We start from the raw sequence: 13,264 nt of genomic DNA, 5'->3' as shown, positions 1-13,264 counted from the left end.
GGACCTCGACAATCCTCATTCTTGCTGGTCAGAGGCACTTTCTGTTTTCCTGCCCGCCTGCCGGACAGCCCGCTTCATGAAAGCGCGAGGCTAGCGCTGCCGTTTTGGTGGCCTGCAGTGCTCACGAGCTCGGGGGTTCTCGCGAGCGGACGGCTCACTGCCCGCTGAGCGGGATGACGACCGACAGGTACAGGCTCATGCTCACCGTCATGCACAGGAACGCGAGGACGGTGTGGAGGACGAGTCCCCGCCGCCCCGGGGTGAGGCCGAGATGCGCCATGGCCGCACGGCTCACCCGGGGCCCGGGGGTCCCTGGTCCGGCGTTCCGCTCCGCGTTCGCGACGGCTCGCCGCAGATGCTCGTGGCTTCGCCCCGTCGTCAGCCCCAGCCGCACACCGTCGGCGTCCCGCACCACCACGGTGCGGTAGACGCCGGTCTGCGAGAACGTCGTCACCAGCCGGACGGTGGCGATCCGGTCGAGGTCGACCGTGCGTGGGCCGGTCAGGGTGCGCGCCGTCAGACTCCGCCGTGCGTGCCGGTACGGGGACCGCTCCTCGCTCAGGGCGGGCAGGAGCACGTAGCCACCGATCATGGCCAGCACGCCGACGGGGATCGTCGTGGCTTCGGCGACCACCCCTGCCCGGGCCAGTGCCCAACTCCCGAGGGGTAGCAGCAGCACCGCCACCACCAGCCCCGCCCCCACACGCGCACGCAGCACACTGCGCGCCGCCGCGGTTGCTCCCACGCCCTCCCCTTCCACCAGCGCATCAGCACGTGACCGGGGCCGACTCTACGCAGCGCGGATCGCCGGCCATCTCCGGCACCGGGACACCGCGCCCTCGGTACCGCCGCCACAACCGGCGGTGACCCACCTGCCCACCGGGACCGGGGCCGCGTGACGGACCTCCGCTCCCGTGTGCATCCGGCCGGCCCCCCGAGGCGTCCTCATGGGTATGGATCTGGAGAAGCAGAGGGACGTCCGGGCGCCGGAGGGTGAGGGCTGTCTGGTCGCGGCGGTGCGTCTGCCGGTCCGGATCGTGGCGCTGGTGGTGGTGCTGCCGGTGCGGATGCTGTGGGACGCGCTGGTGGCCGCCGGGCGGGTGGTGAACGACACCGTGCTGCGTCCGGTGGGGCGGGCATTGCTGTGGCTGGGGCGGGCGGTGTTCGTGTGGCCGTTCGTGGCGTTGTGGCGGTACCTGCTCGTGCCGCTCGGCACGGCGCTCGCCCGGCTGGTGAACGCCCTGGTCGTGGTGCCGTCGGTGTGGCTGTATGTGTGGGTGCTGACGCCGGTGGGGCACGGTGTGGTGTGGGTGCTGCGGGCGGTGGGTGCTGTGGTGGCCGCGGTGGGGGTGGGGGTGTTCCGGGGGCTGGCGTGGCTGGTGCGGTATCTGCTCGTCGTGCCGTCGGTGTGGCTGTACACGTGGGTGCTCACCCCGGTCGGGCAGGCCGTGCTGTGGTGCGGGCGGGGCGTCGCCCGGGCGGTGGGGCTGCTCGTGGCCGGCACCGGCGCGGTGCTGTACTGGGTGACCCGGCTGCTTCTCGTGCTGCCCGCGCTGGCCGTGTGGCGGTGGGTGCTGGTGCCGGTGGGGCGGGTGTGTGCCGTCGTCGGGCGTGAGGTGTGGGACGCGCTCGGACACGCCTGGCGGGTCGCCGGGCACATCTCGCGCGCGGTCGGACGTTTCCTCGCGTCCCTCCTGCGGTGGACGTTCGTCGAGCCCGCGCGGTGGGTCCACCGGAGCGTGCTGACGCCGGTCGGCCACCTTCTCCGGGACGCCGTGCTGCGTCCCGTCGCCGAGGCGGCGCGGAGCGCGGGGCGGGCCGCGCGGCAGGTCGTCGCCTCGGCCCGGGCGTCCGTGCGCCAGGCCCGTGCCGACATGCGCCGCGCGCTGCTGGGCGCGCCGAAGGAGACGCGGCCGGCGCCGCCCGTCCCCGTCCAGGTCCCCGGGACACAGGGCATGCGGAAGTGATTCCGGCCGGTGACGGGGAACCCGGGGGATGGCTTGGACGTACTCTGGACAGGACAGCGAATGCATCAGAGGGCGGCGCCCACCGCGCCTCCCTTCCGACGAGGAGAAGAACCCCTGGGCAAGCGACAGCCCGAAGGCCCGCCGCCCGCACCCGCGGTGCAGCGCATCCGACTGCGCTACACCAAGCGCGGCCGCCTCCGGTTCACCAGCCACCGTGACTTCCAGCGGGCCTTCGAGCGTGCCCTGCGCCGCGCCGAGGTACCGATGGCGTACTCCGCGGGCTTCACCCCGCACCCCAAGGTGTCGTACGCCAATGCCGCACCCACCGGCACGGGCAGTGAGGCGGAGTTCCTGGAGATCGCGCTCACCGAGCCGCGCGACCCCGAGCGGCTCAGGGCCCTTCTCGACGATTCGATGCCGGCCGGCCTCGACATCATCGAGGCGGTGGAGGCCCGCACGCCGGGCCTGGCCGACCGGCTCACGGCTTCGGTGTGGGAGCTGCGGCTGGACGGTGTCGCTCCCGAGGACGCCCGCCGCGCGGTGGACGCCTTCGAGGCGGCCGGGACGGTGGAGGTGCAGCGCCGGACCAAGAACGGCATGCGCACCTTTGACGCCCGTTCCGCGGTCGTCGCCCTGGAAAGCGTGGAAACGCACACCTCCTCGGCCGATAGGCCGAGCGACCGGCCCTGTGCGATACTGCGGCTGGTTGTTCGGCACGTGACGCCTGCCGTACGACCCGACGACGTCCTGTCCGGTCTCCGCGCCGTGGCCGACCTGGCGCCGCCGGTCCCCGCAGCGGTGACCAGGCTGGCGCAGGGGCTGCTCGATGAAGAGACCGGCACGGTGACCGACCCGCTCGCGCCCGACCGCGAGGCAGCAGTGACCGAGCCGCAACCGGCCGGCGCCACTGCCGCCGCGACGGCGCCGGTGTAAGGAAGGTCCCGCGTAGGGACGGACGTCGTAGCGCCGCCCTCGTACCTCGGGAGCCACCTGGGTCGGGCAGCGCACCGACCAGAAGACTTTCGCCAGGCCGTGCGCATTCGGTGTACGGAACCGGCGAGACAGGACACAGAGAGCTCCCGTGCGGCGCCCGCGCCCCGGACGGCGGCCATCGCGCATCGCGCGGGCCGTGGACGTCACCGGCATCGCCGGACCAGGTGCGGCGCCCGGGAGCCTGACGGGAGAAACGCCCGCATGCTCGAACCGACCGAGCCCACTCAGGGCTCCGAACAGAACACCCCCAGCGACACCCTGCCGCCGCGTCGGCGCAGGCGTGCCGCGTCGCGCCCCGCGGGACCGCCCGCCGGCACGTCCGACAGCACAGCGGAGACCGTGGCGCCCGCGGCGGCCACCGGCCCGTCCGAGCCCGTGGCGGACCAGGAGGATACCGAGGCCGTGGCGGCCGAGGAGACCCCGGCCGCCGCCACCGGGACGTCCGAGGCGCCAGCCAAGGCACCGAAGGACGCCGCTCCGCGCCGTCGCCGCCGGGTGGTCCGCCGCGCCGAGGCGCCCGCCGGTGCGCCCGAGTCGGCTGAGGCCGCCGAGACCGTCGTTCCGGCGACGGCCGCCGGGCCGGAGGCGGAGGAGGAGACGCCCGAAGCCGCGACCGCGACCGCGACGGCCGAGGCCCCGCAGAGCTCCGCCGACGCCGCTCCCCGGCGCACCCGTCGCCGCGCCACGCGCACGGTGACCTCCCCGGAGGAGACCCCCGAGACCGCCCCCGAGACCGACGGGGCCGGTGAGGCCGCTCAGGCCGGGCAGGCCGGCACCGCCGCCGCTGCCCCCGCGGCCGTCACCGAGGATGCCGAGGCCGCCGAGGACGACGCCCCGCGCCGCACCCGGCGCCGGGCCTCGCGCCGCGCGTCCGCGCCCGCCGGGGCGCCCGCGGCCACCGGCACGGAGGAGGCCGGCACGGCCGGCGCCCCGTCCGCCGCACCCGACGCAGCCCCCGCCGCCTCCGCCGAGGAGGCGAAGACCCGCGTGACCCAGAGCACCGAGGACACCACCGGCACCTCCACCCCGCCGGCCGCCGAGGACAAGAACGCCGAGGACGCCGCTCCGCGCCGGCGCCGGCGGGCGGTCCGCAAGGCCGCCGCCGGGTTCGCCGAGCCCGCCCGCCCCGCCGCCGGCCGTCAGACCGAGCCCGCCGAGGCCGAGAGCGCACCCGGTGCGCCCGCACGTCCCGCCCGCCCGGCCGTGGCCGTGTTCCAGGCGCCGGTCTTCACCGAGCCCCGCTTCCAGACCCCGGAGCGGGCCGCGGCCGAAGCCGCCGCCGAGGCCGTCGACACGGAGGAGCCCGAGGAGTCCCAGGAGGCCGCCGAGCCCGTCGAGGAGCAGCCGACCGCCTCCCGCCGCCGTCGCCGCCGCCGCGGCGCGGCCGACGAGACCGCCGAGCCGGCACCGTCCGCCGCCCCGGAGACCGGGAACGGCTCCGCGGACGACAAGGACACCGACGCGTCCGACGACTCCGCCGAGGACCACGCCGACGACGGCGACGACCACGACGAGCACGACAACGAGACGTCCGGTTCGCGCCGCCGCCGTCGCCGGGGCGGCCGACGCCGCCGGCGCGGCGAGTCCGCCGAGCACGACGGCGAGGGCGACGACTCCACGGACCAGGACACCGGCCGGGCCGCCGCCGAGCAGGCCGCGCAGGACGCCGAGGACACCGCGGAACAGGCCGAGGAGGACGCGGACGACGCCGACGACTCGGCCGACGACCACGCCGACTCGGGTTCCTCGGGCGGCTCCAGCAGCAGCCGCAGGCGCCGTCGCCGCCGTCGCCGGGCCGGTGACAGCGGGGGCGAGGCGGAGACCGCCGCCGACGATCCCGAGCGCACCGTCGTCAAGGTGCGCGAGCCGCGCAAGGCAGCCGAGCCGTCGGACGAGGTGCAGTCCATCAAGGGCTCCACGCGGCTGGAGGCGAAGAAGCAGCGCCGCCGCGAGGGCCGCGAGCAGGGACGCCGTCGTGTCCCGATCATCACGGAGGCCGAGTTCCTGGCCCGCCGTGAGGCCGTGGAGCGGGTGATGGTGGTCCGCCAGCACGGCGACCGCACCCAGATCGGCGTGCTGGAGGACGGTGTGCTCGTCGAGCACTACGTCAACAAGGAGCAGTCGACGTCGTACGTCGGCAACGTCTACCTCGGCAAGGTGCAGAACGTGCTGCCGTCGATGGAGGCCGCCTTCATCGACATCGGCAAGGGCCGCAACGCCGTCCTGTACGCCGGTGAGGTCAACTTCGAGGCGCTGGGCATGGCCAACGGCCCGCGCCGCATCGAGTCCGCGCTGAAGTCGGGCCAGTCGGTCCTGGTACAGGTCACCAAGGACCCGATCGGGCACAAGGGTGCCCGTCTGACCAGCCAGGTCTCCCTCCCGGGCCGCTACCTCGTGTACGTCCCCGAGGGCTCGATGACCGGGATCAGCCGCAAGCTGCCCGACACCGAGCGGTCGCGGCTGAAGACCATCCTCAAGAAGATCGTCCCCGAGGACGCGGGCGTCATCGTGCGCACCGCCGCCGAGGGCGCGAGCGAGGAGGAACTGCGCCGGGACGTCGAGCGGCTGCAGGGGCAGTGGGAGGAGATCCGCAAGAAGTCCAAGAGCAGCAGCGCCAGCTCGCCGTCGCTGCTCTACGGCGAGCCGGACATGACCGTCCGTGTCGTGCGGGACATCTTCAACGAGGACTTCACCAAGGTCGTCGTCAGCGGCGACGAGGCGTGGAAGACCATCCACGGCTACGTGTCGCACGTGGCGCCGGACCTGGCCGACCGGCTGTCCCGGTGGACCAGCGAGGTCGACGTCTTCGCCACGTACCGGATCGACGAGCAGCTCGCCAAGGCGCTGGACCGCAAGGTGTGGCTGCCGAGCGGCGGTTCGCTGGTGATCGACCGGACCGAGGCGATGGTCGTCATCGACGTCAACACCGGGAAGTTCACCGGTCAGGGTGGCAACCTCGAGGAGACGGTCACCAGGAACAACCTGGAGGCGGCCGAGGAGATCGTCCGCCAGCTGCGGCTGCGCGACCTCGGCGGCATCATCGTCATCGACTTCATCGACATGGTGCTGGAGTCCAACCGGGACCTGGTGCTGCGGCGCCTGCTGGAGTGCCTGGGCCGGGACCGGACGAAGCACCAGGTGGCCGAGGTGACGTCGCTGGGCCTGGTCCAGATGACCCGCAAGCGGGTCGGCCAGGGCCTGCTGGAGTCGTTCTCGGAGACCTGCGTCCACTGCAACGGGCGCGGTGTCATCGTGCACCTGGACCAGCCGTCCTCCACCGGGGGCGGCGGCAAGCGCCGCAAGAAGGCGCGCGCCGGTGCCGACCACACCCACGAGCACGAGACGGCCGCCGTCGCGACCGTGCCGGACGCGGAGCAGGAGGCGGAGAGCGAGTCCGAGGCCGAGGTGGCGGCGGAGGCCGCCGCGCCGGTCGCGCTGCCCGCGCCCGGCTTCGAGCCCGACGAGGAGCTGTACAGCAGCGCCGCCGAGGCGGAGGCCGCGGCGACTCGCGGCCGGAGCCGCCGCCGGGCGAGCCGGCGGGCCTCGGCCCCGGCGGGAGCGCCGAAGCACGAGGAGACCCGGCGCGAGCCAGCCCCCGAGCCGGCGGACGCCGAGGTGCCGACGGCTCAGGACGTGACGGCGGAGCAGGCGGCCGAGCGCCCGGTGCAGCCGGAGCCGGCAGCCGAGGCGCACGCCGCACCGGCCGCCGCCGAGGACCCGGTCGTCGAGGCGCCCGCCGATGAGCAGGCCGAGGAGCAGCAGGCCCCGGCCGCCGGGGAGACCGCGCCGAAGGGCCGTACCCGGCGCCGGGCCACCCGCAAGGTGTCCGCGCCGGCCGGGTCCCCGGCGGGTACCGAGGCCGCCGTGGTGACGGTCGCGGAAGCGGCCCCGACGGCCGCCCCCGCGACGCCCGAGCCGCAGGCCGAGGAGACGGAGAAGGCGGAGAAGGCGGAGAGGACGGAGGAGGCGCCGGCCGAGGCCGCCGCCCCGGCCCGTCCGCGCCGCCGCGCCGTGCGCAAGCCGACCACCTCCACCGCGTCCGAGGAGACGGCCGTCGTGGTCGTCCCGTCGGCCTCGGCGGACGAGCCGGCCCCGCAGGCGGAGCCCGAGCCGGCCGCCGGGGAAGCGGCGGGGGAGACCACCCCCGACGCGGCCTCCGACGGCACCGCCGAGGAGGCGGCTCCGGCCAAGAAGACCGCCCGCGCGGCGGCCAAGAAGGCCACGGCGAAGAAGGCCGCCACCAAGAAGACGGCCGCGAAGAAGACCACGGCCGCCAAGAAGACGACGGCCACGAAGGCGGCGGCGAAGACCACCACGACCGCCAAGAAGGCCCCGGCGAAGAAGGCGACCACGACGAAGAAGACGGCGGCCAAGAAGACCACGGCCAAGAAGACGGCCGCGAAGACCGCGGCCGCCGCTCAGCAGCCGTCCTCCTCGGTCTCCGCCACCACGGAGGACTGACCGGTCCGCCCCCCGGCGGGCGGACCGGCCTCCGGCGGGCGGACCGGCCTCCGGGCCCGGCACGACGAAGCGCAGGACACCGAAACGCCGGTGTCCTGCGCTTCGTCGTGCGGCGTGACCGGCCCTCTTCACTTATGATGCAGGTGAGCTCACTCTCCGTATGGGTGTGACCGATCCTTGACCGGGCGGAGATTTCTCTGTGGCAACACCGAGAAAATATCCAACACATGTGCTGGTAACGTAATTGCGGTCCCGGCCGCTGATCTTGCCCATGCCGTGGCCCCGCAGCCGACTACTGCGACCGAACCTTCTTCCACGCGGGTGACAGCCGTCTTCCGCCGGGGCTCCCTGGGGGGCGAGTCCTGCGGAAACCGTTCGCCGCCGACAGCAGCCGGTGACTACTTCAAATGACACGGACACGGACGCCCCGCGTACGGGACCGTCCCTTCCCGGTCCACATCGTGGTGCGCCGTCGAGGTCGCCGTACGAGGAGGGGAACGTCGATGACCGACGCCCATGAGTTGATACCGGCCGCCAGGCCCGTCATCGACGAGGAGGAGATCGAGGCCGCGGTACGCGTCCTGCGCAGCGGCCGCGTGGTGCAGGGACCCGAGGTGGCCGCCTTCGAGGAGGAGTTCGGCGAGCTCGTGGCCGGCCGGCACTGCGTGGCGGTCAACTCCGGCACGTCCGCCCTCCACCTGGCCCTGCTCGCGCTGGGCATCGGCCCGGGCGACGAGGTCATCGTGCCGTCGTTCTCCTTCGCGGCCTCCGCGAACGCGGTACGGCTCGTCGGAGCCGACGTCGTCTTCGCCGACATCGAGGACGGCAGCTTCTGCCTGGACCCGGAGGCCGTCGAGGCGGCCCTCACCCCGCGTACCGCCGCGATCATGCCGGTCCACCTCTACGGGCACCCGGCCGCCATGGACCGGATCATGGACCTGGCGAACCGGCACGGCCTGGCCGTCGTCGAGGACGCCTGCCAGGCCCACGCGGCCGCCCTGCACGGCACCCCCGTCGGCGCCTTCGGCAACGCCGGCACCTTCAGCTTCTACCCGACCAAGAACATGCACAGCCTCGAGGGCGGCATGGTCAGCACCGGGGACCCGGAGCTGGCCCGCACCCTGCGCCTGCTGCGCAACCAGGGCATGGAACAGCGCTACGCCAACGAGATCGTCGGCGCCAACGTCCGCATGACCGACGTCTCCGCCGCCATCGGCCGGGTGCAGCGCGCCAAGCTGGCCGGCTGGACCGAGCGGCGCATCGCCAACGCCGCGTACCTCACCGAGCACATCACCGCGGCGAACGTCGTCACGCCGACCGTCGCCGAGGGCGCCCGGCACGTGTACCACCAGTACACCGTGCGGATCCGCGGCGACCGGGACGCCGCCATGGCCCGCCTCACCGAGGCCGGCATCGGCAACGCCGTGTACTACCCGACGCCCATCCACCGGCTGAAGCCGTACTGGGAGCCGGACCAGAAGGCGGGCCGCACCTGGGACCTGCCCCGGACCGAGAGCGCCGCCGCCGAAGTCGTCTCGCTGCCCGTCCACCCGGGTCTGTCGCAGCAGGACCTGGAGCGCGTCGTGGCCGCCGTGAACGCGCTGGAGGAGCAGCTGTGAGCACCGGAAGACGCCTGCGGGCCGGACTCGTCGGCCTCGGCTCCATGGGGCGTCACCACGCCCGCATCCTGTCCGGCCTGGAGGGCGTCGACTTCGTGGCCGTCGTCGACCCCATGGGCGACAAGCACGGCGCCGCGCAGGGCACTCCCGTCCTGAACACCGTCGAGGAACTCCTCGACCTGGGCATCGACTACGCGGTGGTGGCCTGCCCCACCGGCCTGCACGAAGAGGTCGGCCTGCAGCTCGCCGACGCCGGGGTCTGCGCCCTGGTCGAGAAGCCGCTCGCCGACACCGTCGCCGGGGCCCGCCGCCTCGTCGACGCCTTCGAGTCGCGCGGCCTGGTCGCCGGCGTCGGCCACATCGAGCGGTGCAACCCGGCGCTGCTCTCGCTGCGCGCCCGCCTGGAGGCCGGTGAGCTCGGCGACGTCTACCAGGTCGTCACCCGCCGCCAGGGCCCCTTCCCGCACCGCATCGCGGACGTCGGCGTGGTCAAGGACCTCGCCACCCACGACATCGACCTGACCGGCTGGGTCACGGGCCAGGAGTACGCCTCCATCACGGCGCACACCGTGTCCAAGAGCGGCCGGAAGCACGAGGACATGGTCTCCGCCGTGGGCCGCCTCGAGGACGGCACCATGGTCAACCACCTCGTCAACTGGCTGAGCCCGCTCAAGGAGCGCTTCACCTCGGTCACCGGCGAGCGCGGCTGCTTCATCGCCGACACCCTCACGGCCGACCTCACCTTCCACTCCAACTCCGCCGTGGCCACCGAATGGGAGGCCCTGCAGGCCTTCCGCGGCGTCTCCGAGGGCGACATGATCCGGTACGCCATCCCCAAGCGTGAGCCGCTCCTCGTGGAGCACGAGCTCTTCCGGGACGCGGTCCTCGGCGAGCCCGCCGACATCTGCACCCTGCGCCAGGGCCTGCGGACGGTGGAGGTCGCGGCGGCGGTACTCGAATCCGCGGCGGGCAACCGCAGCATCTCGCTCAAGTCGGAGGACCTGACGACCCATGGCAGCTGAGAACCGTACGACGGCACGATCCGGCAAAGGCCGGATCGTGATGCTCGTCGACAACGGGGTCAACGGCGACTCACGCGTGCAGAAGGAGGCCCGTTCGGCCGCCGAGGCGGGCTGGGACGTCGTCCTGCTGGGCCGGGCCAGGAGCAAGAGGGAACAGGACCGGACCTGGACCCTGGGTGACGCCCGGGTCCGGCTGCTGAGCGTGCCCGGGCCGCTGTTCCGGCGGCGCCACGAGTACCGCAGGGCGCTGCTGCGCTCGCCGCTCGCCTACCGTCCCGGACCGCTTGCGGCGTACCGCAAGCAGAAGGTCAAGGCGTGGCGGGCCGACCTCAACATCCGGCTGATCATCGCCCAGCGCGAGGGCTCGGCCCTCGGCCGGCTGCGGCTGATGCCGCCCCGCCTGTTCTCCCGGCTGCTGCAGTCCTGGGTGAACCTGCGGCACCGCAAGACCCAGCAGCTGGAGAAGCGCCGCAAGGACATGGACTCGGCGCTGGACCGCTTCACCACCGCCTTCTGGCGCAGGACCATGGGAGTCCGCGCCTGGCGCCGCCTCGACCCGCACCTGTGGGACTTCGAGCTGGCCTACGGCAAGGTCATCGACGAGCTGAAGCCCGACCTGATCCACGCCAACGACTTCCGCATGCTCGGCGTCGGCGCGCGCGCCGCGCTGCGCGCCCGCGCCCGCGGCCGTGACGTCAAGCTGGTCTGGGACGCCCACGAGTTCCTGCCCGGCATCAAGCCGTGGAGCCCGCACCCGCGCTGGCACGTCGCGCAGTGCGCGCACGAGAGCGAGTACGCGCGCTTCGCCGACGCGGTGGTGACGGTGTCCGACACCCTCGCCGGCATGCTGCAGGAGCGGCACGGCCTGGCCGAGCGCCCCGCCGTCGTGCTCAACGCGCCCGACGGGGAGATCTCCCCCGAGCAGGCCGCCGAGCCGGTGCCCGACCTGCGGGAGCTGTGCGGCATCGGGGACGGCGTGCCGCTCGCCGTCTACAGCGGCTCCGCCGCCCCGCAGCGCGGCCTCGACATCATGGTCGAGTCGCTGCCGCGGGTGCCGGAGGTGCACACCGCCTTCGTCGTGCTCAACACCGAGTCCGACTACATGAAGACGCTGCGGGCCCGGGCGGAGGAGCTCGGGGTGTCCGAGCGGCTGCACATCCTGCCCTACGTGCCGCACTACCAGGTGGCGCGCTTCCTCTCCACGGCCGACGTCGGTGTCATCCCGATCCACCACTGGCCGAACCACGAGATCGCTCTGATCACCAAGTTCTTCGAGTACTCCCACGCCCGGCTGCCGCTGGTCGTCAGTGACGTGAAGACGATGGGCGCGATGGTCCAGAAGACCGGTCAGGGCGAGGTGTTCCGGGCCGAGGACCTGGAGGACTACGCCCGCGCGCTGAAGTCGGTGCTGGGCGACGCCGAGCGGTACCGGGCCGCGTACGACGCGCCGGGACTGCTCGACACCTGGACCTGGGAGGCCCAGGCGGAGCGGCTGGACGAGGTCTACTCGCAGTTGCTGTCGGGCTCCGGCGCCCGGTCCGGGGCCGGCCGAAGAGAGGCGGGGACAGGGGCATGAGCGGGGTACCCGACGTCAGCGTGGTCGTCGCGGTCTACAACACGATGCCGTACCTCACCGAGTGCCTGAACTCCCTGGTGGGGCAGAGCATCGGCCGGGAGAGGCTGGAGATCGTCGCCGTCGACGACGGCTCCACCGACGACAGCGGCGCCGAGCTCGACCGCTTCGCGGAGCGGTACCCGGGCACCGTCAAGGTGCTCCACCAGGAGAACTCCGGCGGCCCGGCGGCGCCCAGCAACCGGGCCCTGGACATCGCCACCGGCCGGTACGTCTACTTCATCGGCTCGGACGACTACCTGGGCGAGGAAGCCCTGGAACGCATGGTCGCCTACGCCGACGAGCACGGCTCGGACGTCGTCGTCGGCAAGATGGTCGGCACCAACGGCCGCTACGTGCACCAGGCGCTCTACAAGAAGAACGACCCGGACGTCTCCCTGGCCGGCTCCGCCCTGCCGTTCACCCTCGCCAACACCAAGCTGTTCCGCCGCGAACTGGTCGAACAGCACAAGCTGCGCTTCCCCGAGCACCTGCCGGTGGGCAGCGACCAGCCGTTCACCATCGAGGCGTGCGTGCGCGCCCGGAGGATATCGGTGCTGGCCGACTACACCTGCTACTACGCGGTCAAGCGGGGCGACGCCAGCAACATCACCTACCGCGCCGACCACCTGGCCCGGCTGCGGTGCACGGCGGAGATCATGGAGTTCACCGCCGGGCTGATCGAGCCGGGACCGGAGCGCGACGCCGTCCTGCGCCGGCACTTCACCTGGGAGCTGGCCAAGCTGGTCCAGGACGACTTCCCGGCCCTGGACCCCGAGCTGAGGCGGGAGATCTGCGCGGGCATCGCCCGGCTCGCGGACGCCTACTTCACGGACGGCATCCGCGACGCGATGGACGTCAAGCGCAGGGTGCGGATCTGCCTGGCCCGGGCCGGGGCGGTCGAGGAACTGTGCGAGGCGATCACCTCCGAGAAGCGCGACGGCGCCCCGCCCTTCGTCCTGGACGGCGACCGCGCCTTCGCCCGCTACCCGGGGTTCCGCGACCCCCGGTTCGGGCTGGCCGACCGGTGCTTCGAACTGGTCGGGGAGGCCGTCCCCGGCCGTCTCGCCCAGGGCACCGAGCTGCTCGCCTCCGCCTGGGAGCAGGAGGGCGAGTCCCTCGCCTACACCGCGTCGGTGCGGGTGCCCGTCCTCGGTGATGTGGACGGTGCCGCGCTGCGGCTGGTCCGCGGTGCCATGCCCAAGTCGGCGGACAAGCCCGGGGCGCGGCGGCTGCCCGGCGACCAGGTGCTCGACGCGCCGGTGGGCGAGATGCGCACCGAGCCCGCCGGGGACGGCGCCGCCACCGTGCTGCACGCCCGCGTCCCGCTGGAGCGGCGCGACGTCAAGCTGGGCGTCCGGGTCTACCTGGACGTGGCCGGCTCGACGTACGAAATACCTGTGCGCGGCAAGGGCAGACCCATGCCGCTGTCACGTCGCTGGGGTGGTTACGCCGTTCCCTACCGTGCCGCCGCCGTCGTCAACGACAAGGGCCGTGTGGTGGTCTCCACCGCCCGGATGTTCCCGCCGAAGAAGTCCCTGGCCTCCCGGGTGAGGTCCGCCGTCGCCCGTGCCGTGAAGAGGAAGTAAC

8 protein-coding genes are annotated in these 13,264 nt (G+C 73.4%); 7 read left to right on the top strand and 1 reads right to left on the bottom strand.

The window, feature by feature from the left end:
• Positions 1-154 precede the first annotated feature (154 nt).
• Positions 155-745 carry a hypothetical protein gene (locus tag ACIRPP_RS23995; protein ID WP_403646380.1) on the bottom strand — a complete coding sequence of 197 codons (591 nt, stop codon included), beginning with the start codon at positions 743-745 and terminating at the stop codon, positions 155-157.
• A 208-nt stretch (positions 746-953) separates the two neighbouring features.
• Here ACIRPP_RS23995 and ACIRPP_RS23990 point away from each other — a divergent pair, with 208 nt between their 5' ends.
• The 7 genes from ACIRPP_RS23990 to ACIRPP_RS23960 all read left to right on the top strand — a co-directional run bounded on the left by ACIRPP_RS23990 (position 954) and on the right by ACIRPP_RS23960 (position 13,263).
• On the top strand, positions 954-1,967 hold the full coding sequence (locus ACIRPP_RS23990) for a hypothetical protein (protein ID WP_403646395.1): 1,014 nt from the start codon (positions 954-956) through the stop codon (positions 1,965-1,967).
• Positions 1,968-2,123: 156 nt separating this feature from the next.
• Positions 2,124-2,900 carry a TIGR03936 family radical SAM-associated protein gene (locus ACIRPP_RS23985; RefSeq protein ID WP_403646378.1) on the top strand — a complete coding sequence of 259 codons (777 nt, stop codon included), beginning with the start codon at positions 2,124-2,126 and terminating at the stop codon, positions 2,898-2,900.
• 261 nt (positions 2,901-3,161) lie between these two features.
• Complete coding sequence (locus ACIRPP_RS23980; RefSeq protein WP_403646375.1) at positions 3,162-7,421, top strand: Rne/Rng family ribonuclease; 4,260 nt, start codon at positions 3,162-3,164, stop codon at positions 7,419-7,421.
• A 503-nt stretch (positions 7,422-7,924) separates the two neighbouring features.
• The gene (locus tag ACIRPP_RS23975; protein WP_403646373.1) at positions 7,925-9,040 is read left to right on the top strand and encodes a DegT/DnrJ/EryC1/StrS family aminotransferase; all 1,116 of its coding nucleotides are present in this window, start codon (positions 7,925-7,927) and stop codon (positions 9,038-9,040) included.
• A complete protein-coding gene (locus ACIRPP_RS23970) occupies positions 9,037-10,062 on the top strand; it encodes a Gfo/Idh/MocA family protein (protein WP_403646370.1) in 1,026 nt (341 codons plus the stop codon). Before ACIRPP_RS23975 ends, ACIRPP_RS23970 begins: the two co-directional genes overlap by 4 nt.
• Positions 10,052-11,638 (top strand): glycosyltransferase family 4 protein, encoded by a 1,587-nt coding sequence (locus tag ACIRPP_RS23965; protein WP_403646368.1) that lies wholly within the window; start codon positions 10,052-10,054, stop codon positions 11,636-11,638. Before ACIRPP_RS23970 ends, ACIRPP_RS23965 begins: the two co-directional genes overlap by 11 nt.
• Positions 11,635-13,263 (top strand): glycosyltransferase family 2 protein, encoded by a 1,629-nt coding sequence (locus ACIRPP_RS23960; RefSeq protein WP_403646365.1) that lies wholly within the window; start codon positions 11,635-11,637, stop codon positions 13,261-13,263. Before ACIRPP_RS23965 ends, ACIRPP_RS23960 begins: the two co-directional genes overlap by 4 nt.
• Position 13,264: the final 1 nt, after the last annotated feature.

This window comes from Streptomyces sp. NPDC101219, assembly GCF_044767675.1.
Lineage (GTDB): Bacteria > Actinomycetota > Actinomycetes > Streptomycetales > Streptomycetaceae > Streptomyces.
This window is presented reverse-complemented; position numbering and strand designations above follow the sequence as displayed.